This window comes from Qipengyuania sp. NPDC077563 (assembly GCF_044901345.1).
GTDB lineage: Bacteria > Pseudomonadota > Alphaproteobacteria > Sphingomonadales > Sphingomonadaceae > Qipengyuania > Qipengyuania aestuarii.
Genome location: NZ_JBJDPC010000001.1, coordinates 1085603 through 1105835, shown reverse-complemented (window position 1 = coordinate 1105835; position 20233 = coordinate 1085603). Strand labels below are relative to the sequence as shown.

The following is a 20233-nucleotide window of genomic DNA, read 5'->3' as shown; positions in this document are numbered from 1 at the left end:
ACTCCTACAATTCGATGCCGTCGCCCGGATCGAGCGAGGCTTGGCGCGCGACCTGGCGCATCGTCTGCGTCATTCGGCTGAGGCGGGCGGCATCCTCGTCGGCGTCATCGCGGGGATCGATCTCGAACTCGTTTTCGATGATCGGCTTTCGCTCGACGGTCTTGGTGCGGCTCAGTTCGGGCTGATGCCGGCGCTCGGAATCCGTCGGATCATCATCGGCCGCATCATCCACGGCGACGGGCGTGTTCAGCACCGGCCGTTCGGGCAAAGCCAGCGTGCTCCAATCGTCCGCCCTTGCGCTCGCCGGCTTCGTCAGGCCGGGCGGCGTCAGAATGCGCTCCTGAAACCGCCGATCCTGATAGTAGCGGGCCTTCTTCGCGCGGATCGGCGGAACCCCGGCGACCATGACGATCTCGTCGGAGGGCGGGAGCTGCATGATCTCGCCGGGCGTCAGCAATTGCCGGGCGGTCTCCGAGCGCGACACCATCAAGTGACCGAGCCAGGGCGAAAGCCGATGGCCGGCATAGTTCTTCATTGCCTTCATCTCCGTGGCGGTGCCGAGCGCGTCCGAAACGCGTTTGGCGGTCCGCTCGTCATTGGTCGCGAAACTGACCCGGACGTGGCAGTTGTCGAGGATCGAGTTGTTCGGGCCATAGGCCTTCTCGATCTGGTTCAGCGACTGCGCGATGAGGAAGGCTTTCAGGCCATAGCCCGCCATGAAAGCCAGTGCGCTTTCGAAGAAGTCGAGGCGACCCAGCGCGGGAAACTCGTCGAGCATGAGCAGCAGCCGATGGCGGTTGCCCTTCGCCTGCAGGTCCTCGGTCAACCGCCGGCCGACCTGATTGAGGATCAGGCGGATCAGCGGCTTGGTCCGGTTGATGTCGGAGGGCGGCACCACGAGGTAGAGCGTGGTCGGATGCTTGCCGCCGACCAGGTCGGCGATGCGCCAGTCGCAGCGGCGCGTCACCTCGGCGACAACGGGATCTCGGTAGAGCCCCAGGAACGACATCGCAGTCGACAGCACGCCGGACCGCTCGTTGTCGGACTTGTTGAGGAGCTCGCGGGCCGCGCTGGCGATGACGGGATGAGGCCCTGCCTCGCCGAGATGGGCGGTCTTCATCATCGCCGCCAATGTGGACTCGATCGGCCGCTTCGGATCGGACAGGAAAGCGGCGACGCCGGCCAATGTCTTGTCTGCCTCGGCATAGAGGACGTGCAGGATCGCGCCGACCAGAAGCGCGTGCGACGTCTTCTCCCAGTGGTTCCGCTTTTCGAGCGAGCCTTCGGGGTCGACCAGGATGTCGGCGATGTTCTGCACGTCGCGGACTTCCCATTCGCCGCGGCGCACCTCGAGCAGCGGATTGTAGGCCGTCGACTTCGCATTCGTTGGATCGAACAGCAGCACGCGGCCGTGGCGGGCACGGTAGCCGGCGGTCAGCGTCCAGTTCTCGCCCTTGATGTCGTGAACGATTGCCGAGCCCGGCCAGGTCAAGAGCGAGGGCACGACCAGGCCCACGCCCTTGCCGGAACGTGTTGGCGCGAAACACAGGACATGCTCCGGACCGTCATGGCGAAGATACTCGCGCTCATGCTTGCCGAGCACGACGCCGTCCGGACCGAGCAGGCCGGCGGCCTTCACCTCTTCCGGCCGCGCCCAGCGGGCCGAGCCGTAGGTCTCCACGTTCTTCGCTTCGCGTGCCCGCCACACGGACATGCCAATGGCAACTGTGATGGAGATGAAGCCGCCCGACGCGGCCATATAGGCGCCCTCGATGAAGATCGGCGGGGCATAGGCGTCGTAGAAATACCACCACCAGAAGAAGGCCGGCGGATAGTAGATCGGCCAGCCCGCTAGCTCGAACCAGGGCTGCCCGAGCTGTGGCTGGAAGCCGAGCCGGTAGGCCGTCCATTGTGTCGCGCCCCAGGTCGTCATCAGCACGATCAGGAAGACGGTGAGGATCTGGCCCCAGAGGATTTTCGTCGCCGACATGGCGGGCACTCCTTTCTTGATTGGGCTACATGCCGAGGCCGCGATTGCGGCCGAAGCTCCAGTCGACGCCGCCGGGGCCGCGCGATACGCCTGAGACGTGCTGACCGAGCTGGCGTTCGAGGGACGGCGACCAGGGCACGAACTGGAAGCCGAGGCCGTCGTCGATCATGGCGAAGCGGCCCGAGGCGAGCGCGAAGCGCTGGCGGTAGGTGCCAGCCACATATTCGCCCGTTCCGGCCTTGGTGAACTGGCGCCCGGTTTCGGCGGCGAGCTTCGCACCCAGAGCTTCCACCTCACGCTGGCGCAGCTGGTCGATCAGCCCCGGCGCAAAACTGACACCTCGCGATTGCCGCTCGGCGAGGCCCTGGCTGACGAGATGGTCGGCCCGCCGGTCCATCGCCTGACGCACCTCCGCGCCGAAGCCGCCACCTCCAAGCGCGACGGGGTCGCGGGCGATCGCCTGCCGGTCGAGCCACGTAGCGCCGGCCGCACTGACCTGCCGTTCGATGTCGAGATCGGAGCGGACGGCGAGCGCCACGCGTCGCCGACCCTGCGCGTCATCGAACTTGCGCAGCTCGACGATCGAGCCCGGCGCGCTGTCGCCAGCGGCATCGAGGTCGGGCAGTTTGATGTGGTGGGTGCGCCCGTCCGTGCCGTCGACCACGGCATAGGCCGTGCCCTTCAGCTCATCGTCGAGACCACGATCAACGAGCCGACCGACTATAGGATCGTTGAGGCTCTCGCCGGCGAGTACATAACTCGCGGCGCCACGCTCGATGCCGCGTTCCGTCAGGCCGCGGTGGATGCGCTTGATGATCTCGCCACGCTCGCCGAGCGCGCGCAGCGTCGCCTCGGCATTCTCGGACACGACCCATTGGCCCGGTCCGATCTGATCGGCGAGGCCGAGCGTTTCCAGCTTGCGCAGCCGGCCGATTTTCAGCGCGTGGAATTCGTCGGGCTGGCGGTCCGGGTGCGGGGCGAGATCGACGACGCCGGTGCGATAGCTGTCGCGGGCGAGCTGGCGATCGAGATTGGTCCAGCGCTCCGCCTCGATCTGCCGTTCGAGATTGCGGCGGATCTCGTGATCAGTGCGCGGTCCCAGCTCCTGGGTGACGAGATCCTGCGCGCGGGCGCGCATGCCTTCCTTGATGTAGTCGCGCGAGATGACGAGGTCCTGGCCGTCGTCGGTGCGACCGCGCAGGATGATATGGACGTGAGGATTGTCGGTGTTCCAGTGATCGACGCCGACCCAGTGGAGCTTCGTACCGAGGTCCTTCTCCATCTGCCCCATCAGCTCGCGGGCATAGGTCTTGAGATCGGACATCTCGGTCGCGTCCTCGGGCGACACGATGAAGCGAAAGTGATGCCGATCGTCCTGGGTGCGCTCGGCGAAGGCCTTGGGATCGGCGTCCTCGGACTCCGGCCCGAAGAGCCTGGCCTTCTCACCATCTCGGGTGATGCCCTCGCGACGGAGATAGCTGAGGTGGGCGGAGAGCGGCGCGGCCCGCGCCGAACGGCGGACGACGCGTGTCTTGATGACCGTGTTGCGTGACCGGCTGGTCAGCAGCCGGTTGGCCTGCACGGTCGCGCGCTGACCGCGCCCGAACCGCGAGCGGTTGCCCGAGCTGATCTTGCCGGAGCGCGAGACGTTGCCGCCGGCGCGCTGGGCGGCCGCCAGCGCCTGGGCGATGAAGGGCCGGGCCTGCTGCGCGCGGGTCGAGCGGATGCGACCAGGTCGGATGCGGAAATCGTCCTCGCCGCTCATGGTCGAGGCCCCGCACATCGCGCAAAGCCCTGGAAAATCCCCAATAAATTGCGAGCGCGCAGGCTGCGCCGATCAGGCGCACCTCGCGCAAATGCTCTGTAAGTCCCTGAAAAAACACGACCGCACCAAGCCGCACCTCGCGCGCTTTTATCTCGCCATCGTGCGGTTGTGCTGACTGCTCCCCCTCTCCGGACCGCCATTTGCCCGCCAGACCACGCTTCAATGCGAACAGGTGCGAACGCGGTCATCGCGGGCCACCAGGCACATGGCGCGCGACGAAAAGGCCATCGGTGGGCGATGCCCTCGGGCCTTGATCGCGCGCCGGTGCAGCCGCCGTGCTGTCACCGGGCGCGCTTGCGGACTGCACGGGCGCGGCAGGTCCACTGCCAGCCGACTGCAAGACGAAGAGCGGCGCCCGCATCCAAGCGAGCGGATCGGCGGCCGCGACCACGACGGGGCCGGCGAGTTCACCGCCGCCGACAATGGGGGCGAGCGTCGCGACATAGGCGCGCGTCTCGGCCGGCAATGGGCGGCCGGCGAGATACTCTTCGTAGCGGCCGGGACCGGCATTGTAAGCCGCCAGGAAGCCGGGCGACCCGTAGCGATCGTGCATTTCGCGCAGATAGGCGGCGCCCGCCAGAATGTTGTCGCGCGGATCGTAGGGGTTGCCGCCGAGCCGATGGCGAACGCGCAGGTCGGCCCATGTGGCGGGCATGATCTGCATCAGGCTCATCGCGCCCGCTGACGAGATGGCGCGCACGTCACCCGCGCTTTCGACGCGCATGACGGCGCGTATCCAGGCTTCTGGAACGCCGAACCTCTGCGCGGCCTCGGCGATGAAGGCGCCGTAGGGATCACTGCGCGACGGCCGCTCGGCGGGCGCCTGCTGTGCGCTGGCCGGGCTCGCTCCCGGCGCGGCGAGGATCAGGCCGGAAAGGAGAAGGAGGGCAGCACGTCGGAGGGTGATCCGCCCCCCGACGGCACGCTGATGGCGCGCGGCGGGCATCGTTCAGTCCCGCTCGCCGCGCTTCGGCGGGCGATTCCAGTGCAGGCCCCAGGCGGACTTGTCGTCGGCCGACTGGAAGAGGTTGGCGCGGATCGGATGTTCGAAGGTCGGATCGTCGAGCTGCAGTGAGACATATTCGCCGGCCTTCTCGCCGGTGCGCTTCCAGCCCGCGCCGATCTCCGTGCCGGTCTCGTTCCTCATGGTGTCGAGCACATGGACGCGGTAGTCCGGAGCGTTCTCGGCATCGGACGGCTCGGCCGCGACGATGATGATGTCCTGATGCAAGGACAGCGTCGTCAGATGGCCGATGAAGCCATCATTCTCGCGCATGAATTGACCTATCACAGGCATGGGTCGTCTCCTTCGGATTGCGGTGGACAAGGTCATGGGCGGGCCGTCACCGCGTCGTCGCGCGCCAGACGAAGCGGCCATCGCCGTCCTCATCGGTGTAGAGAGGGATGGCCCGGCCGATCACGGCGGTGGCCGGAAGCGGGCCGAAGTAGCGGCCGTCTAGGCTGTCGCGGACCTGCCAGTTCATGAGGAACAGCTCGCCGTTCGCGACCAACCGGCAGCCCTGCCAGATCGGGAGAGGACGGCCGCGACGATCGCGGTCGAGGGCGTCGCCCATCGGCACGCCGTCGACGGTGATGGCGAGCCCGGTCCGGCAGACCCGTTGGCCCGGGAGCGCGGCGACGCGCTTCAACAGCGGCACGCCACGCGGCAGGTAACCGCCCTCGGACAGGAAGGTGGCGAGTGGTTCGGGGGCATCCACCGCGACCAGATCGGTCACGGCGACCGGCCCAAGTTCGTCGATCGTGTATAAGCCCACCGGCGTGCTGGCGGACGCGTTCCAGATCAGCTTCGGCGCGAACGATGCCACGGAGGCAATGCCGAGAAGCGACACGGCCACAGTCGTGACGATGGCGTAGGAGAGCCGGGTCATGCGCCGGTCTCCCGGCGCAGGAGAAAGGCGCGATGCTGCCGAAGACCATAAGCGCGCGGCGTTTCGCCGACCGTCATCCGGTTGTGGACGTGGCGCCAATGGTCCGGCGAAACCTCGATCGGGTCGATGTCGCGCGCCTCGATGGCGTCGATGAGCTGGAGCACGCGCTCAACCTTCGGCCAGCCATCGACATGCAGCAGAATCTCTGCGCCGGGCGTGACAGTCGGGACGGTCTGGCACGGTGCGTCGCGCTCGACGGTGCGTAGGATGTCGAGCCGCGAGAGAACGGTGCCGTGCTCGTTCGCCGCCCAGCGCACCAGCGCGAGGACGCTGCCGGGAGGGAAGAAGAGGATGCGACGGCGACGGTCGAGGATCTGCTCGCGCCGCTCGCGACCGAAGCGGACCCAGTGCTCCGTCTGCTTCTCGATCCAGACGAGTTCGACTTGGGTGAACGCTTCGGGCGGCGGCTCGGCGGCAGCACAGCCGACGCGTTCCGGCGCGGCGACAAGGCCGGTCATTGTCCTTCTCCTGACGGGGGTGGGAATTCACGCTCGAACAGCGCGCGCAGCACGTCTGCGACCGTCTGACCGCGCCGGAAGGCCGCGATCTTGATCCGCCCGCGCATGTCGGCGGTCACGTCGATGGTCAGCCTGGCCGAGAAGTCGTCGGCGAGTTGCAGGCGCTGCGTCTGGCGATCGGTCGCTTTGATCCAGCTCTCCGGATCGCCAGGCCGGGATGCGAAGCCGCGCTTGGGGGATCGTTCGCTCATGCGCCGATCCTCGCCACCTCGGCCGCGAACGCGGCGATCTCGCGCGCGCCCGGACAATCCTCGTCATGCTCGGCAGCGATCCGCCCGGTCTGCACGACATCGGCGAAGACGATGCGCTGGCCGATTGTCGTCGCGAGTAATGGCGGATCATGATCCGCGAGTGTCTCTGCGGTTTCGCGCGCCAAAACCGTGCGGGCCGCGCAGCGGTTCAGCACGAAGCGAGCGGCAAGCTGCGGGCGGTAGATGCGCGCTTCGCCGAGTAGCGCCAGCATCTCGGCCGAGGCCCAGCCATCGAGCGGCGACGGCTGCACCGGGATCAGCACGAGATCGGCGGCGAGCAGCGCCGAGCGCATCAGGCTGGCGACGCGTGGCGGTCCGTCGATGACGACATGGTCGGCGTCACGCGCCAGCTCCGGCGCTTCGCGATGCAGGGTGTCGCGCGCCAGGCCGACGACGCCGAACAGCCGCTGGAATCCCTCCCGGCTGCGTTGCTGCGACCAGTCGAGCGCCGAGCCCTGCGGATCGGCGTCGATCAGCGTGACGCGCTGTCCACGGCGAGCCCATTCACCGGCGAGATGCAGCGCCAGCGTCGTCTTGCCGACGCCGCCCTTCTGGTTGAGGAGCGCGACGATCATAACGGGCTCCCGGCGATCGGGGCCTCGTCCACACGGCACGAAAAAGCAGGTTCCGTTAGAAAGATTCCGAAGGAATCTAGGTTAGATAAGTTACGGGGCGCGCAAGAGACTGATTCAGCGCGATGAATCGGCGATTCCGGTCCCCGATAGCACGAGAGTCCGGTCCCCGATGGCACGACAGTGCCGGTCCCTGATAGCACGAGATGATTCACAGCTTATCCCCAGGGCGAGTTGACGAGCGGCGACGGCGGCGCGGGATGCCGAGCGCGTCGGGATCGGTTGGTACGAAGGACAGGATTTCTGGCCCGCCGAGGCATTGCTCGATGGTGAGCCGGTAGCCCGGCAGCGGTTGACGGCGGACGATGTCGCGCAGGTCGTAGGCGAAGTGCTTAAGTGGAGAGAGACTGCCGGATTTCGCGTGGAGGTGCGGGAAGTCGAAACTCCAGCCGAACTCCTGTTTGCCGCCGTGCTTGCGCACGAGGCGGTAAAGCCAGCGCTCAAGGCCACCAGTGAGATCGAAGTATTTGCGGTCGATCGTCAGCACGAGCGCATCGTCAAGCACCGCGCCATAGAACCAGTCGGGGAGGATCAGTTCGAGACCGAGCGGACGGCCGCGATGGTCGGCGCGTTCCTTCCATTCGTTGATCCAGGAGAAGCGGTGCATCCGCCGCTCGGTCGGCTGGCGGATCGAGGTCGCGACCGTGGTCGACTGCAATCGGTCGAGTGCCGCCTTGAGGCGGTCGTAGTCGCGCAGCGATACGCCGCGGCCGATGAAGTTCAGGACTTCATAGGGAGTGGTCGCCATCAGGCGCGATGGGCGCAAGCCGACATCGCGCGCCTCGACGATCTGAGAGGCCGCCCAGATCAGGACGTCCGCGTCCCAGATCGTCGCCATGCCATGTTCCGGCACCGCTTCGACACGGATCTTCACCGAGCCGGCCTTGAAGTCTATCGGCGCCAGACGCTTCGACTTGGCGAGCGAAAAGAACGGGTAGGCCATGAGGTCCTGCGCATCGCGGGGCGCGAGATCGCCGGGCAGTGCCCGAAACAGATCGAGTTGGGAGCGCTCATCGTATTGGGTGTGGCGGAACGACATGGCCGGTCGTCTCAGCGCGGGAAGCGTCCGCCGGCGGCGGTCGAGGCTGTTTGGCGCTTGGCCGGTAAAACAGTGCCGCCCCGTGGATCGGACGTGGAGGTGACGAGACCGCGATCCGCCCAGGCCTGAAGGTCGTCGACGGAATAGACTACGCGGCCGCCGAGCTTGCGGTAGATCGGACCGGTCCCGTAGGTCCGATGCTTCTCAAGGGTGCGTTCGGAAAGGCCGAGGAAGCGCGCCGCCTCCTGCGTTCTCAGGTAGCGTGGCGGTAAATTGGCGGCTCTTTCGGCCATGATCGCACCTCCGTGGTCTCGCGGGCGGCCGCTTCGAATAAGCGGCGGGTTGCGAGCACGGTGGCGCGAAGACGGCGCCCCGGACGATGTCGAAGTAAGATCCTAAAATCGACACGCGAGCGGGTATCAGCGATCCCGGCGTGGGCGGCGCAGCAATGTCCGATAGCCGCCGCGAACGAGCTTCATGCCGTCGCGGGCGAGACGGATGGTGGTCTCCCGGATCGGGTCGCCTACCCAGGATGCTGCGTCAATCTTGTGCTGGGGGAAGAGATGCTCGGCGACGGTGCGGTAGATGGCACCGCTCGCGCGCGCGTCGATGGCGCGCAGCATCTGGCGGGCGCGCTGACGTCTTTGTGGCGTCAGGCGTGGATCGGGCGGCACGCGCTTGCCGAACATCGCGTGCCAGAGGCGATCAACCGCGGTCAGTCGGTCGGGCGTCAGCTCATCGAATATGATGAACGCGCCAAGGGGGCGGGCATCATCGACGCCGATCAGGGCGACGTCGTGGGGTTCGCCGCGCAGTACGAGCCGGATCAGACCAGGATCATGCTCGATGATGGCGTGGGCGTGCAGATCCTCAACGCGGAGGCGGAGATGTCCCGCCGGGTTCGGTCCGACGATGAACGGCAGTGTCGCCGGATCGGTTTGCGGGATCCAGAAGATTGGCTGGACGAGCGCGGAGTTGCGAGGGTCGGCGACGAAATCGCAAGCCCCATTGCTCGGCGAACTCGCCCGCGACATCTTCGGTCAACCGCCCGACGGCTACCAGCTCCTGATAAGATTTTCTGTATTCAGGGTTGCGACGCAGGAACTCCCAGGCGAGATCGCCGGGGGTCAACTTGTCGATATAGTCATAGGCGGCTTCAGACCGCCAACTTTCATCCTCGGACATTCTCCACTGCCTCCGCGTAAGGTTGTGCAACGCGAGTTTTACAGTGGATACGATTCCGGGTTGAACGGAGCGCGGGAAGAACGAAGTGGCCGCAACGTGATGCGGTTTGCGCATCACCTCAGTGCAGGCGGCCCTGGAGCAACTCGCAAAAACCGCTCTTCGTCATCCATTTCGCGCGGTCGAGATGACTGGTGTAGATGCGCTGAGCGCGTTCCGGTTCGGCCTTGGCATCGAGGCCGAAGAGGACTTCGACGACTTCGCGCCAGTCGGCTTTTTCAGCGTCGGCATCCAGCAGCCGGACGTACAGCTTCAGATGCGCCTCGTCATAGGCGGTCAATGCCGCCCCAGCCGGCGGCTGGTCGAGAAAATCGTCTTTGGTCACAACATCCCCCGATGGCGAGATGTATCCAAACTAGAGGATATTGTTAACCGTGATTTGATCGGAACGATGACGCATGATCTTGACGCGAGACGAATTTGCAACGCCGCGACCTGTCGAACGTCAGGTTTCCATCTTCGCATCAACGAGCAGCACTCCCTTGCCCTGATCGGAGTTCAGGAAGACAATGCCGGCGCGTTCGAAAGCCCGTCTCACCTCATCGCGCGTGCTCTCAAAAACCTCGAGGCCACTGGTGGATTCGAGGCGTTTGAGCGCGGTCAATGAGACCCGGGCCTTGTCAGCGAGCGTCTCCTGTGTCCAACCCAGCAACGCACGTGCGGCCCGAAACTGTCGGGCGGTGATCATGCATGATCACCTCCCACACGGACCTACGCGTACGCCAAAACTACGACTATAATAGTCGTTCTTGGCAGCGCATTCCAGTCGGAAGTGCCTATTTTCCCTCTGTCAGGCCGCCGACATCGCAACTGATTCGGTCGTAGCAAAGTCGAGGCCCGGCCTTCCGGCCGGGGCCTCGCTCGGGGCCTCAGTCGCCGCGGCGCCCATTGGGACGGGACCAGATGAGCGAGAGGGTCTCGCCTTCCTCGTCGTCGAAGAGGTTAGCGTAGATCGGGGCGTTGAAGCTGGGATCGTCGAGCTTCAGGCCCAGATAGGCGCGCCCTTCGTTGGAGGTCTTGGACCAGGCGGCGCCGATCTCGGCGCGGCCGACGAACACGCGGTGGCTCGGGGCGTTCTCACCCGTAGCGCGGGCCTCGGGGACGATGCGGACATTCTTGGTCTGGACGCTGAGGGTGACGATTTCGCCGGTGAACTCGTTGTTGCCGGTCTTCTTGAAGGTGCCGATGGTCGCCATGGTAGTTCTCCTTGAACTCTGTTGCGAGCCCGCACCATTGCGGCCTCGATGGCGATCGAGAGGCCGGAGGCGATTGACGACGCACCCCGCAGGGGCCTGACAGCAAAGGAGAGGCTTTCTTGCCTCGCGAGGAATGACGGCGCAGCCGGCAGGGGAAGAAAGTTTCGACGCCGCTGTTGCGGCATAGGCGATCGAGGCGCAGCCGACCTTCGGCCAGATCAGCCCATTGAAGAGGCTGTTTTGGAGCGGTCGATATGACAGAGACGCATCACAGGAGAACGTGGCGACCATACCGACCAATGGACCCGTAGCGACGTCTGACACCGCGGGTCAAACCAGCTCCGCCAGACGCTACGTACCGCCGATTCCTGCCCGTCGCCCACGAGATCGCCCCCTCCCGGCACTCGCACCGTCTGCGCGCTGTCACGGCATTGCCACCGGCGCCGTCACCGATGGCATGGCGCGTCAGCTGGGTTAACCGTCGATCCGGTCAGCGCGATTGCAAGCGAGCCTGGCGACGAGGAAGGCGCGACCGCCAAGACATCAATTGACCATCCCGCCGCCGCCTGCACCGATGTCAGGTTCGCACGATGGTCTGCCCGGTTGGCCCGGGCGTGCCCATGGCCGTCACCCGGATCAGCGCCGTGACGCCAACGGCGATTGCGCCGATAACTGAGAAGATGAGCTGCCAGATGTCGGAGGGCATGGTGTGTTTCACGATGCCATGCGTCGCGTGGTAGCCGGCGAGCGCCGCGGGCGCGACGAAGGCGAGTGCGATCGTGAGCCGTATCCAGAGCGGACGGATGAAGGCGAGCAGGAACTGGCCGAGGCCGAGCGTCACTGCGGCGGCGGCGAGGCCGACGAGGATCGCTCCGAGCCAACCAGCGCCGCTGCTATAGGCCCAAGTCCCGGCGCTAACGCCCGCGAAAAACGGCAGCGCGAAGACAGCTAGTGTGAATAGAAGCCAGCACAGGACGCCGATCGCCGCGATGCCGGAGAGGATGCCGATGAAGACCATGGTGGTGTTCTCCGTGAGATAAAGATCTGACGGTCGCGCCTCCACCACCACCACGGCGCATTGATAGTATAGCCGAAGAGAAGGCAGGGCGGGAGCGGAAATCCCGTGGGACTTCCGCTTGCGGCCCTGTCGCCTTGCCCGCGATTAGCGGGCGAAGGGGTCGATCTCGTGAACGATGGCGGCGGCTTCGCCGTCATATTCGCCAGCGGGCATGACGCCCATGGTGCCGTCCCCGGCCTGGAAGATGACGATCGAGACCATGAGGGTGGCGGCGAGGCTGAAGGCGAAGGCGTGAGCTTGATTGAGGGACATATGACCGGCTCCTGTCTTGGAGGCGGGAGACCATCTCCCGCGCGACAGGCGTCCGATGTGTCCGGCCGATGGCCGCAATCACCGCGAAGGCGAAGCTGGAGCGGCGGCACGCTTTGCGTAGTCCGACCCTTTACGGGTTGATGGCGTCAGGCCAGCGGCTGGACCAAGGATTAGCGCAATGGAAGCGGGGGATGGTTTCTCGCTTCGACCGAGTGCTAGGATCGCCCCACAGCAATTCACTGCGTTGGATTCGAGCCGTGTCCTGGTCGTCCGCGTCGGAAGGCAGGAGGGCGCAAGCAAACGATGGCAGCCGGATTTCACATACCAGACGGCAACGACGCCCTTCGAGATGATCTTCCGGCAGTGGTCGAACTGATCGAGCGTACGGCCCGGTGGGTGAATCCGGAGACTTTCCGGCGTCTGCCGGTATGGGCGCCGCATACGGCTCGCGGCCGGCCTCTCTATGACGCTGCGTGGTCGCGCCGGTACACGAACACGAAAAAGGCGACCAAGATCACCGCTGAGAAGTTCGAGGGCAATGTCGCCGCGCTCAATGCACTCGTGGCGGCTCTGGGCGTCGCGGCGCCGAAGCCGAAGAACTGGACCGTGTGTCACATCTGGGGATACGACGATCCCTCGTTCGCTCAGCAAAGCAGCGTCGTCCAGGATCTGCGCTACTTCTCCTGCGTCGCCAATATGGTGTGGCTGCCGACCCCGCTCAAAGGCTTCACGGACACGATGCCTGAAATCAAGGCGATGCTGCGAGTGTGCGCTTTCCACCTTTACGGCTGGGCTTGCGAGCATCCATCGGTTGCCGAGCAATATGAGAAGGTCAAGAACGGCTGGATTCCCGAAGGCTATCCGAAGAGTTGGCCTTGTCCGGAGCGCCCTGGACTGCTTCCGCCGGGTACAGCGCCGTTCGGGGAGCGGATCGAGCGCGAAATTGCCAAGCGGAAGGGCAAGCTGAAGGCCGACCTCGCGAATGCGGCCTTTCTCCATTATCCGAAGGAGGAAGTGCTCGCGGTGCTGAAGTTCTGGGGCGTCGACCTGGGGTGACGGCGCTCACGCGCCGCCTCCCTTCGGGCGAAAGTCGAAGACCGGGACGCCGAGCTTTCTGGCCTTGTCGGCAAGGTTGTCCTGGATGCCGGTGCCGGGGAAGACGATGACCCCGATCGGCAGGACGTCGAGCATCTGATCGTTGCGCTTGAACGGCGCGGCCTTGGCATGTTTCGTCCAGTCGGGGGCGAAGCCGACCTGTGGCACCTTGCGGGTGTCGGCCCATTTGGCGGCGATCTTCTCGGCGCCCTTCGGCGACTTGCCGTGCAACAGCACCATGTCGGGGTGCTTGGCGTGGACCTGATCGAGCTTGGCCCAGATCAGGCGGTGATCGTTGAAATCGAGCCCGCCCGTGAAGACGATCTTCGGACCGGCGGGTAGCAGCACCTCGTTGTCGGCCCGCTTCCTGGCGGCGAGGAAGTCCCGGCTGTCGATCATCGCCGAGGTCAGGTTGCGGTGGTTGACCATCGATCCGCTGCGCGGTCGCCAGTTCGATCCGGTGTAGCGCTCGTAGTGCTCTGCGGCCTGGTCGCGCATCAGCTCGAAGGCGTTGCGCCGTTCGATCATGGTCTGGCCCTCTGCCGTCAGGCGTTCCAGCTCGACGGCCTTCACTTCGCTGCCGTCCTGTTCGCGCTGGCCGCGACGCTGCGCCTGCTCGTTGTCGTCCAGCTCGCGCTCGATCCGTTCGTTCGCCCGGTGGAAGACATTGACCGTCGACCAGAGGAGATCGTCGAGGTCGGGCTCGAGGCGAGTGTCCTCCAGGGTGGCGATCAGGGCATCGAAGATATCGGCGATGGCGCCGGTGACGCGGTCGCCCTCCGGTAGTGGTCGAGGATCGGGTTCATCCGTGAAAGGACGGTAGCCGTAAAGCTGGAGTTCGCTGAGAACATGGTCGGTGGGTGAAGAGGCGTGGTGCGGTTCGTAGTCGTCTTGCTGGCTCATGGGATGCTCCGTCGGTTCGACCGCGACCCTCGCGGCCTTCATGGCGACGAAAGCCGGCGGGCGGGGCGGACCTGCATCCGCAGCGAAGCGGAGGGCCGGAGCACAGCGGAGGATGACGAAGGCGGGCTATTTTGCCTCGCGATGGAAAGCGGCACTCGGCCGCGCCGGAAAATAGTCCGCCGCAGGCATTGCGGGTCCGGGCCGTTTGCTGGCCGATCGCCCTCTCGAAGGCCGGGGCGCGGTTCTCTCCGACTTGGGCATCATCCGAGCGATGCCGGCGACGCCGCTTCCGCCGCCTGCATTCTCCTGTCGGCCTATGCCACCAGTGCCATGAAGCGTGCGACGTCCTGGGGCACGATCTGCACACGGGCCGCTGCCCGGAGGCTGTCCAGACCTCCCAGGCGGAGATCCTCGTTGAAGTCGCCCAGTATTGGAGACACCACGACCGCCTCGATCCCGGCCGCGTTCGCCCGTTCGATCAGCGTCGCCATCGCACCGTCGCCGGCCGGATCATTGTCGCGGGCAACGTAGAGCCGGCGCAGCGTGTCGGGGAACAGGATGGCCGAGAGATGCGCCGCCGAAAGCGCCGCCGCCATCGGCATGTTGGGCAGCGCCATCCTGAGCGACAATATCGTCTCAATGCCTTCGCCCGCCGCCATTACGTCGCCAGCCACGCCGAAGCGAACGGAATGTCCCAGAAGGTCGCCCATCGCCCGTCTCGGCGTGTCGATCGGAGCCTTGTCCGAGCCGTCTGCAGCGAGCCAGGTGCGATGCGCGCCGGTTTGACGCCCGGCAAGATCGGTGACTGATGCGATCATCGCTGGCCAGGTCTCGGTCGGGGAATGTTCGTCAGGCCGGTAGTAGCAGCGGGGATGAAAGCGCAGGCTTCCGGTTCCGTGCAAATCCGTAATGCCGCGTGTATGGAGATATGTCCTTACGAGTGTGCCCGAAATCGGCTGCGCCATGGCGAACAGCCGCCGGGCCGCTTCCGGCGATCCGGTCGGCGCTGGTGACGTGCGCTCGCCACCATGTGGACGGTCCGGTTCGGGATGGGGCATCGACAGGAAGATGCGCGCCTCATCGGCGACATCCTTGAATTCGACCAGGCCGCAGCTCTCGCGGATGACGTCCAGCAGATCTCCATGCTCGCCGGTGGCCGCGTCGGTCCATTTGCCGGCGGCGCCCTTGCCGGTTTCACCGCCTTTCAGCCGCACGAACATCGAGCGGCCGGGCGTGTTGCGGACATCGCCGACCAGCCAGTAGCGCCCCTCGCGATGGCCGGAGGTGAGGTAGTGGCGGCACACCGCCTCGGCCTGCCGGCCGAGACGGATCGCCAGATCGGAGGCGTCATGCCGTGCCATCACGCCGCCTCCCGCTCACTGACGCGCTCGACGGGATAGCGCTCCAGCACCTTGGCCAGGATAGCGGCGCCGGTCGTATCGGTCGGCACGAACATCCGCAGCTTCCACGAGATGATCTCGTGAAACAGGCCATAGGCCCGCAGGCGATCGCGCATGGCGTCGGTGAAGCCCGACAGCTCGATGCGGTTGGCGCCCATGACCCGGACGCGGCGAAGTTGAAGACCCTCGGTCAGATCGAGGATGGTCTTGCCATCCATCAGCGCCATGAAGGCGTCGTCCGCTGTCAGGGTCGATGTGCCGGTGGCGAGCGCGCCGGCTACCCAGGCGGCGGAGACACGGCGGCCAACGATGCGCTCGCCGTCGTCGGTCTGGAGTCGATACACCCGCGTCGACTCGCTCGGGAGGCGTTTCCAGATCGGCAGCAACAGGCCGCTGACGACATGGATGGTGCTTTCGGCATACTCCGGCACCTCGGCTACCTCGGCGTTCCATGCCGCGGTGAAGCCCGCCCGGTCCGCGTCGACCCAATGGGTCTCATCCATCATCTTGATGGGGATGTTGTGCGCCTCCATCGGTCGGATCAACCGCACGCGCCGTTCGATCTCGCCATCGTCCAGCATGATGCTGGTGGTCGGGATCTGCACGGCGGCGCGGCCCGAACGCTCGTTGACCAGCAGCTTCGCGCCCGGATCATCGAGATGGTCGAGCGCCTCGGCCAGCGTCACGGGACGGTTTCGCTGGCGCTGGGTGATGGTCAGCAGCCGAGCCTCGGCCCCGGTGCCAGGATGGACGTGGATCGTTCGGCGGTCGGTGACGATGAAGCTCTCGGCCTGCAGTGTCTCTAGCCCGACGTCATAGCTGCCCGAGGCGATGGCGCCTTCGATCTTGGCGTTCAACAGCCGCTCGAACGCGGTGAACAGGACACCCTGGAGGTCGATGGTCAGTGCCAACAGCCTGTTCAGGAAGGTGGTGATCGTCGGCAGTTCGTCCTTGATGCCGGTGGAATCCATCAGCGAGAGGCCGGTGGCGTCCTCGAACATCTGGAGCGAGCAGCCGTCGACCTTGCCGCGCACCAACAGCAGGTACAGCTGCCGCAGGGCGTCGCGGGCGTAGTGCGATTCCAGATTATCCTCGGGCCGGAACAGGCCCTGGCCACCAGTCTGGCGCTGGCCGCGCGTGATTGCGCCGAGTGTGTCGAGGCGGCGGGCGATGGTCGACAGGAAGCGCTTTTCGGCCTTCACGTCGGTCGAGATCGGCCGGAACAGCGGCGGCTGCGCCTGGTTGGTCCGGTTGGTGCGGCCCAGGCCCTGAATGGCGGCGTCGGCTTTCCAGCCCGGCTCCAGCAGATAGTGAACGCGCAGCCGCTGGTTCCGAGCCGACAGGTCGGCGTGATAGCTGCGCCCGGTGCCGCCGGCGTCGGAGAAGATCAGAATGCGCTTCTGATCGTCCATGAAGGCCTGCGTTTCGGCCAGATTGGCCGAGCCGGCGCGGTTTTCCACCGCAAGCCGATCGATGCCGCCCGGTCTGGTCCTGCGGACGATGCGGCGCGAACGTCCCGTCACCTCCGCCACGACATCGGTGCCGAAGCGCTGCACGATCTGATCGAGCGCACCGGGGACGGGGGGCAGCGAGGCCAGCCTCTCGATCAGGTGGTCGCGGCGGGCGACGGCGTCGCGGCTCTCCACCGGCTGGCCGTCGCGAAACACCGGCCGCGACGACAGATTGCCCTCGCTGTCAGTGAACGGCTCGTAGAGCTGCACCGGGAAGGAATGGGCGAGGTAATCCAGAACATATTCGCGCGGGGTGATGTCCACCCGCACGTCGTTCCATTCCTCGGTGGGGATCTCCGCGAGACGGCGCTCCATCAGGGCTTCGCCAGTCGAAACGATCTGGATCACGGCGGCATGGCCGTCGACCAGGTCCTGCTCGATCGAGCGGATCAGGGTCGGCGTCTTCATCGAGGTCAGCAGATGGCCGAAGAAGCGCTGCTTGGCGGATTCGAAGGCCGAGCGGGCGGCGGACTTGGCCTGCCGGTTCAGCGTTCCCCCAGAACCATCAGGGCCGCCGGTGATGTTGGTGGCCTCCATTGCCGCATCGAGATTGTTATGGATGACGGCGAAGGCCCCGGCATAGACATCGTAAATGCCGGTCTGCTCAGGGGTGAGCTGGTGCTCGACCAGCTCGTATTCGACGCCGTCATAGGAGAGCGACCGGGCCGTGTAGAGGCCGAGCGAGCGCAGGTCGCGGGCCAGCACTTCCATCGCAGCGACCCCGCCATCTTCGATAGCCTCGACGAACTCGGCGCGGGTCGAGAACGGGAAGTCCTCGCCGCCCCAGAGGCCGAGGCGCTGGGCGTAGGCGAGATTGTGGACCGTGGTCGCGCCGGTTGCCGAGACATAGACGATGCGCGCATTCGGCAGGGCGTGCTGGAGCCGGAGGCCCGCGCGGCCCTGCTGCGAAGCGGCGACATCGCCGCGTTCACCCTTTCCGCCTGCGGCGTTCTGCATGGCGTGGCTCTCGTCGAAGATGATCACTCCATCGAAATCGGAGCCCAACCATTCGACGATCTGCTTGACGCGGGAAAGCTTACTCCCGCGGTCGTCGGACCGTAGCGTGGCATAGGTGGTGAATAGGATGGCTTGCGAGAGCGTGATGTCCTTGCCCTGCGGGAAACGCGACAGCGGCGTGACCAGCAGCCGCTCCATGCCGAGGGCCGACCAGTCGCGCTGGGCGTCCTCCAGCAGCTTGTCGGATTTGGAGATCCACACCGCTTTGCGGCGGCCCTGCATCCAGTTGTCGAGGATGATGCCGGCCGACTGGCGACCCTTGCCAGCGCCCGTGCCGTCGCCGAGCATGAAGCCCCTACGGAAGCGCACGGCGTTGGGTGCATTGTCGGGCGCAGCCGAGATGAGGTCGAAGGTGTCGTCGAGTGTCCACGAACCGGCCAAGAAGTCGGAATGCGCCTCGCCGGCGTAGATGACGGTTTCGAGCTGGGCGTCGGAAAGCAGACCATTCGGGACGATGTTTGCAGGCAGCCGGGGCCGGTAGCTCGGCCTGGGCGGCGCGACCGAGGCCATCGCGACGGATTGCACAAGCTTGGTCGGATGGGCCTGCGCCCCGGGAATACGGATCGCCTGCAATCCATATTCTTCATAGATCGCGTCGGTGATCCGGCCGTCTTCGGCGGGTGTCCATTCCATGGTTTCATAGGCGAGTTCGACGCCTTCCGGCTCGATGGACGCGGGCTTGGCGGGCGCGGCAGTGGTACGGGCGCGGTACCCGCGAATGGTGCGGGGCGACGCGGCGGACGCCGAGGTTTTCACTGGCGGCAGGGTTGCAGTCGGACGCGGCGGAACCTGTGTCGCGATCCAGCCGAGTAGCGTGGAGACGTCGGGCGCGATGCCGGACGAAGGGGGAAACGCCGAAGGATCCTCGGTCGACAGCTTGTCGATGACTGTCAGCCGCGTGTCGATGGTCGTGCCGTGCTTGGCATAGACCGAGCCGTCCACGGCTGCGGTGAAGACGACGCGGCCACGCTCCTGAAGCCGGACGAAGGCCGCTGCCCAAGCCGGGTGGTCGGGGCTGAAGTTGGCGCCGGTGATCGCCACCAGCCGCCCGCCATCGGCAAGCCGGGCCAGTGCTGAAGCGACATGGCGATAGGCGGCGTCGACCACGCGGCCGGAGACGTTCGCCATGACGGAGAATGGCGGGTTCATCAGCACGACTGTGGGGGTGGCGTCCGGCGCGAGGTGATCGTCGATCTGGGCCGCGTCGAAGCGGGTGACGGCAACGTCCCGAAACAGCGCAGCGAGCAGATCGGCGCGGGTTTCGGCCAGCTCGTTAAGGAGGAGCGTTCCGCCTGATATCTCGGACAGGATGGCGAGCAGGCCGGTGCCAGCCGACGGCTCCAGCACGATGTCGCCAGCAGCAATGGAGGCGGCCGCCACGGCGGCAAGGCCGAGTGGCACCGGCGTCGAGAACTGCTGGAGCGCCTGCGATTCTTCCGAGCGCCGGGTATGCGTCGGCAGGAGCCCGGCGATCTTTGAAAGAGCGGACAAACGTGCAGCCGGAGATGCGGCTTTGCGGAAAAGCGCCTTTCCGTATTTACGCAGGAAGAGGACTGTCGCGACCTCGCAGGCCTCATAGGCCGCCTTCCAGTCCCAGGCGCCGCTGGTGTCGGATGCGCCGAAGGCTGTTTCCATCGCTGCACGAAGGATCGCGGCATCGACGCGCTGGCCGCGTTCGAGATGTTCGAGAAGCTGTTGCGCCACGGCGAGGGTCTGGGACGCACGGGTGACGGGCGCGGCCGCAAGGGCCACGGGAGACAGAATGTTCATGGAAGGAACCTTGGGAGAGCGGAAGGGACAAGCTCGGTTGGCGCTCTCTCTCGACCGCCCGAACTCGACCCATCCCGGCCGTCCTCTTCCTCTTGTCCGCTGACATAAAAAAAGCGCCCGACCGTGAGGCCGGGCGCGCGCATGGTCGGGGATCATCGCATTCGGCTTTCGGCCAGCCAGCGGCCGGTACTGATCCATTCAATCGTGCGGCCTGTGCCGAGGTCGAGCAGATGGGCGCCGCCGGAGAAGCCGTCCACGACAGGGTCAGAAGCAATACCGGCCCACTGAAACCCCCAGGTACCGGTGAGTGCGAAGGTTTCGGCGCAGCGGGTGACGAAGGTGACCAGCAATTGCGGATCGGCGGTTCCGGGGTCGCGAAGCCAGAGGCGCGCCGCGCCGTGCTCGGGTGTCAGGGAGAGCAAGAACGGCTCGGCGGGCGGGTCCTCGCGACCGTTTTCGGCCATCAGCGCGGTGTAGATGTCGAAGGCCCGCGCGACATTGGCGACCGAGCCGACGTCGAGCAGGCAGGAGAAGCGGGTGAGATGTTCGGCCATATCAGGCTCCT

The 20233-nt window shown here is 65.9% G+C and carries 22 protein-coding genes; 1 reads left to right on the top strand and 21 read right to left on the bottom strand.

Translation table 11 applies throughout. The annotated features are described in order from the left end of the window. Positions 1-4: 4 nt before the first annotated feature. The 17 genes from ACI2I1_RS05355 to ACI2I1_RS05275 all read right to left on the bottom strand — a co-directional run bounded on the left by ACI2I1_RS05355 (position 5) and on the right by ACI2I1_RS05275 (position 11972). Positions 5-1990, bottom strand: a complete 1986-nt coding sequence (locus tag ACI2I1_RS05355) for a conjugal transfer protein TraG (RefSeq protein WP_404678210.1) — start codon at positions 1988-1990, stop codon at positions 5-7. A 25-nt stretch (positions 1991-2015) separates the two neighbouring features. Then, positions 2016-3755 carry a relaxase/mobilization nuclease domain-containing protein gene (locus tag ACI2I1_RS05350; protein WP_404678209.1) on the bottom strand — a complete coding sequence of 580 codons (1740 nt, stop codon included), beginning with the start codon at positions 3753-3755 and terminating at the stop codon, positions 2016-2018. A gap of 244 nt (positions 3756-3999) precedes the next feature. Next, positions 4000-4761, bottom strand: a complete 762-nt coding sequence (locus ACI2I1_RS05345) for a lytic transglycosylase domain-containing protein (RefSeq protein ID WP_404678208.1) — start codon at positions 4759-4761, stop codon at positions 4000-4002. Between the two features lie 3 nt (positions 4762-4764). After that, on the bottom strand, positions 4765-5112 hold the full coding sequence (locus tag ACI2I1_RS05340; protein WP_404678207.1) for a DUF736 domain-containing protein: 348 nt from the start codon (positions 5110-5112) through the stop codon (positions 4765-4767). A 46-nt stretch (positions 5113-5158) separates the two neighbouring features. Then, positions 5159-5704 carry a S26 family signal peptidase gene (locus ACI2I1_RS05335; RefSeq protein WP_404678206.1) on the bottom strand — a complete coding sequence of 182 codons (546 nt, stop codon included), beginning with the start codon at positions 5702-5704 and terminating at the stop codon, positions 5159-5161. Beyond that, positions 5701-6222 carry a DUF2840 domain-containing protein gene (locus tag ACI2I1_RS05330; RefSeq protein WP_404678205.1) on the bottom strand — a complete coding sequence of 174 codons (522 nt, stop codon included), beginning with the start codon at positions 6220-6222 and terminating at the stop codon, positions 5701-5703. Before ACI2I1_RS05330 ends, ACI2I1_RS05335 begins: the two co-directional genes overlap by 4 nt. After that, complete coding sequence (locus tag ACI2I1_RS05325) at positions 6219-6473, bottom strand: hypothetical protein (protein ID WP_404678204.1); 255 nt, start codon at positions 6471-6473, stop codon at positions 6219-6221. Before ACI2I1_RS05325 ends, ACI2I1_RS05330 begins: the two co-directional genes overlap by 4 nt. Beyond that, positions 6470-7108, bottom strand: coding sequence for a ParA family partition ATPase (gene parA, locus ACI2I1_RS05320; protein ID WP_404678203.1), 639 nt, complete (start codon positions 7106-7108; stop codon positions 6470-6472). The genes ACI2I1_RS05325 and parA overlap by 4 nt, the downstream gene beginning before the upstream one ends. Positions 7109-7316: 208 nt before the next feature. Continuing rightward, positions 7317-8204: a replication initiator protein A gene (locus tag ACI2I1_RS05315; RefSeq protein ID WP_404678202.1), complete on the bottom strand. Its 888-nt coding sequence runs from the start codon at positions 8202-8204 to the stop codon at positions 7317-7319. 11 nt (positions 8205-8215) lie between these two features. Next, positions 8216-8497: an AlpA family transcriptional regulator gene (locus ACI2I1_RS05310; protein ID WP_048648556.1), complete on the bottom strand. Its 282-nt coding sequence runs from the start codon at positions 8495-8497 to the stop codon at positions 8216-8218. Positions 8498-8623: 126 nt separating this feature from the next. Beyond that, a complete protein-coding gene (locus ACI2I1_RS05305; RefSeq protein ID WP_404678345.1) occupies positions 8624-9070 on the bottom strand; it encodes a DUF2285 domain-containing protein in 447 nt (148 codons plus the stop codon). A 4-nt stretch (positions 9071-9074) separates the two neighbouring features. Further along, entirely contained in the window at positions 9075-9389 is a 315-nt protein-coding gene (locus tag ACI2I1_RS05300; protein ID WP_404678201.1) for a transcriptional regulator domain-containing protein, read from the bottom strand. Positions 9390-9507: 118 nt separating this feature from the next. After that, positions 9508-9771 carry a DNA -binding domain-containing protein gene (locus ACI2I1_RS05295; RefSeq protein ID WP_188583632.1) on the bottom strand — a complete coding sequence of 88 codons (264 nt, stop codon included), beginning with the start codon at positions 9769-9771 and terminating at the stop codon, positions 9508-9510. 120 nt (positions 9772-9891) lie between these two features. After that, the gene (locus tag ACI2I1_RS05290; RefSeq protein ID WP_404678200.1) at positions 9892-10134 is read right to left on the bottom strand and encodes a multiprotein-bridging factor 1 family protein; all 243 of its coding nucleotides are present in this window, start codon (positions 10132-10134) and stop codon (positions 9892-9894) included. 181 nt (positions 10135-10315) lie between these two features. Then, positions 10316-10642 carry a DUF736 domain-containing protein gene (locus ACI2I1_RS05285; protein ID WP_031310163.1) on the bottom strand — a complete coding sequence of 109 codons (327 nt, stop codon included), beginning with the start codon at positions 10640-10642 and terminating at the stop codon, positions 10316-10318. Positions 10643-11219: 577 nt separating this feature from the next. Beyond that, the gene (locus ACI2I1_RS05280) at positions 11220-11660 is read right to left on the bottom strand and encodes a hypothetical protein (protein ID WP_112296174.1); all 441 of its coding nucleotides are present in this window, start codon (positions 11658-11660) and stop codon (positions 11220-11222) included. A gap of 144 nt (positions 11661-11804) precedes the next feature. Continuing rightward, positions 11805-11972, bottom strand: coding sequence for a hypothetical protein (locus ACI2I1_RS05275; RefSeq protein WP_162833680.1), 168 nt, complete (start codon positions 11970-11972; stop codon positions 11805-11807). 363 nt (positions 11973-12335) lie between these two features. On the opposite strand from ACI2I1_RS05275, the gene ACI2I1_RS05270 reads away from it, so the two are divergent. Beyond that, positions 12336-13028, top strand: a complete 693-nt coding sequence (locus ACI2I1_RS05270) for a hypothetical protein (protein ID WP_252571290.1) — start codon at positions 12336-12338, stop codon at positions 13026-13028. A 6-nt stretch (positions 13029-13034) separates the two neighbouring features. Here ACI2I1_RS05270 and ACI2I1_RS05265 read toward each other — a convergent pair whose 3' ends face one another. From ACI2I1_RS05265 to ACI2I1_RS05250, 4 genes are all read right to left on the bottom strand, one after another. Further along, on the bottom strand, positions 13035-13970 hold the full coding sequence (locus tag ACI2I1_RS05265; protein ID WP_404678199.1) for a DUF2493 domain-containing protein: 936 nt from the start codon (positions 13968-13970) through the stop codon (positions 13035-13037). A gap of 314 nt (positions 13971-14284) precedes the next feature. After that, on the bottom strand, positions 14285-15331 hold the full coding sequence (locus tag ACI2I1_RS05260; RefSeq protein ID WP_404678198.1) for a toprim domain-containing protein: 1047 nt from the start codon (positions 15329-15331) through the stop codon (positions 14285-14287). Continuing rightward, a complete protein-coding gene (locus ACI2I1_RS05255; protein WP_404678197.1) occupies positions 15331-19668 on the bottom strand; it encodes a strawberry notch-like NTP hydrolase domain-containing protein in 4338 nt (1445 codons plus the stop codon). The genes ACI2I1_RS05260 and ACI2I1_RS05255 overlap by 1 nt, the downstream gene beginning before the upstream one ends. A gap of 152 nt (positions 19669-19820) precedes the next feature. Then, positions 19821-20222 (bottom strand): hypothetical protein, encoded by a 402-nt coding sequence (locus ACI2I1_RS05250; protein ID WP_404678196.1) that lies wholly within the window; start codon positions 20220-20222, stop codon positions 19821-19823. Between the last annotated feature and the right edge of the window lie 11 nt (positions 20223-20233).

What these genes read in the sequence shown, in the direction of transcription:
- ACI2I1_RS05255 (WP_404678197.1), bottom strand. Translation starts at nt 19,668, where the DNA reads ATGAACATTCTGTCTCCCGTGGCCCTTGCGGCCGCGCCCGTCACCCGT.
- ACI2I1_RS05265 (WP_404678199.1), bottom strand. Translation starts at nt 13,970, where the DNA reads ATGAGCCAGCAAGACGACTACGAACCGCACCACGCCTCTTCACCCACC.
- ACI2I1_RS05345 (WP_404678208.1), bottom strand. Translation starts at nt 4,761, where the DNA reads ATGCCCGCCGCGCGCCATCAGCGTGCCGTCGGGGGGCGGATCACCCTC.
- ACI2I1_RS05300 (WP_404678201.1), bottom strand. Translation starts at nt 9,389, where the DNA reads ATGTCCGAGGATGAAAGTTGGCGGTCTGAAGCCGCCTATGACTATATC.
- parA (WP_404678203.1), bottom strand. Translation starts at nt 7,108, where the DNA reads ATGATCGTCGCGCTCCTCAACCAGAAGGGCGGCGTCGGCAAGACGACG.
- ACI2I1_RS05290 (WP_404678200.1), bottom strand. Translation starts at nt 10,134, where the DNA reads ATGATCACCGCCCGACAGTTTCGGGCCGCACGTGCGTTGCTGGGTTGG.
- ACI2I1_RS05285 (WP_031310163.1), bottom strand. Translation starts at nt 10,642, where the DNA reads ATGGCGACCATCGGCACCTTCAAGAAGACCGGCAACAACGAGTTCACC.
- ACI2I1_RS05325 (WP_404678204.1), bottom strand. Translation starts at nt 6,473, where the DNA reads ATGAGCGAACGATCCCCCAAGCGCGGCTTCGCATCCCGGCCTGGCGAT.
- ACI2I1_RS05250 (WP_404678196.1), bottom strand. Translation starts at nt 20,222, where the DNA reads ATGGCCGAACATCTCACCCGCTTCTCCTGCCTGCTCGACGTCGGCTCG.
- ACI2I1_RS05280 (WP_112296174.1), bottom strand. Translation starts at nt 11,660, where the DNA reads ATGGTCTTCATCGGCATCCTCTCCGGCATCGCGGCGATCGGCGTCCTG.
- ACI2I1_RS05275 (WP_162833680.1), bottom strand. Translation starts at nt 11,972, where the DNA reads ATGTCCCTCAATCAAGCTCACGCCTTCGCCTTCAGCCTCGCCGCCACC.
- ACI2I1_RS05260 (WP_404678198.1), bottom strand. Translation starts at nt 15,331, where the DNA reads ATGGCACGGCATGACGCCTCCGATCTGGCGATCCGTCTCGGCCGGCAG.
- ACI2I1_RS05335 (WP_404678206.1), bottom strand. Translation starts at nt 5,704, where the DNA reads ATGACCCGGCTCTCCTACGCCATCGTCACGACTGTGGCCGTGTCGCTT.
- ACI2I1_RS05315 (WP_404678202.1), bottom strand. Translation starts at nt 8,204, where the DNA reads ATGTCGTTCCGCCACACCCAATACGATGAGCGCTCCCAACTCGATCTG.
- ACI2I1_RS05355 (WP_404678210.1), bottom strand. Translation starts at nt 1,990, where the DNA reads ATGTCGGCGACGAAAATCCTCTGGGGCCAGATCCTCACCGTCTTCCTG.
- ACI2I1_RS05310 (WP_048648556.1), bottom strand. Translation starts at nt 8,497, where the DNA reads ATGGCCGAAAGAGCCGCCAATTTACCGCCACGCTACCTGAGAACGCAG.
- ACI2I1_RS05330 (WP_404678205.1), bottom strand. Translation starts at nt 6,222, where the DNA reads ATGACCGGCCTTGTCGCCGCGCCGGAACGCGTCGGCTGTGCTGCCGCC.
- ACI2I1_RS05340 (WP_404678207.1), bottom strand. Translation starts at nt 5,112, where the DNA reads ATGCCTGTGATAGGTCAATTCATGCGCGAGAATGATGGCTTCATCGGC.
- ACI2I1_RS05350 (WP_404678209.1), bottom strand. Translation starts at nt 3,755, where the DNA reads ATGAGCGGCGAGGACGATTTCCGCATCCGACCTGGTCGCATCCGCTCG.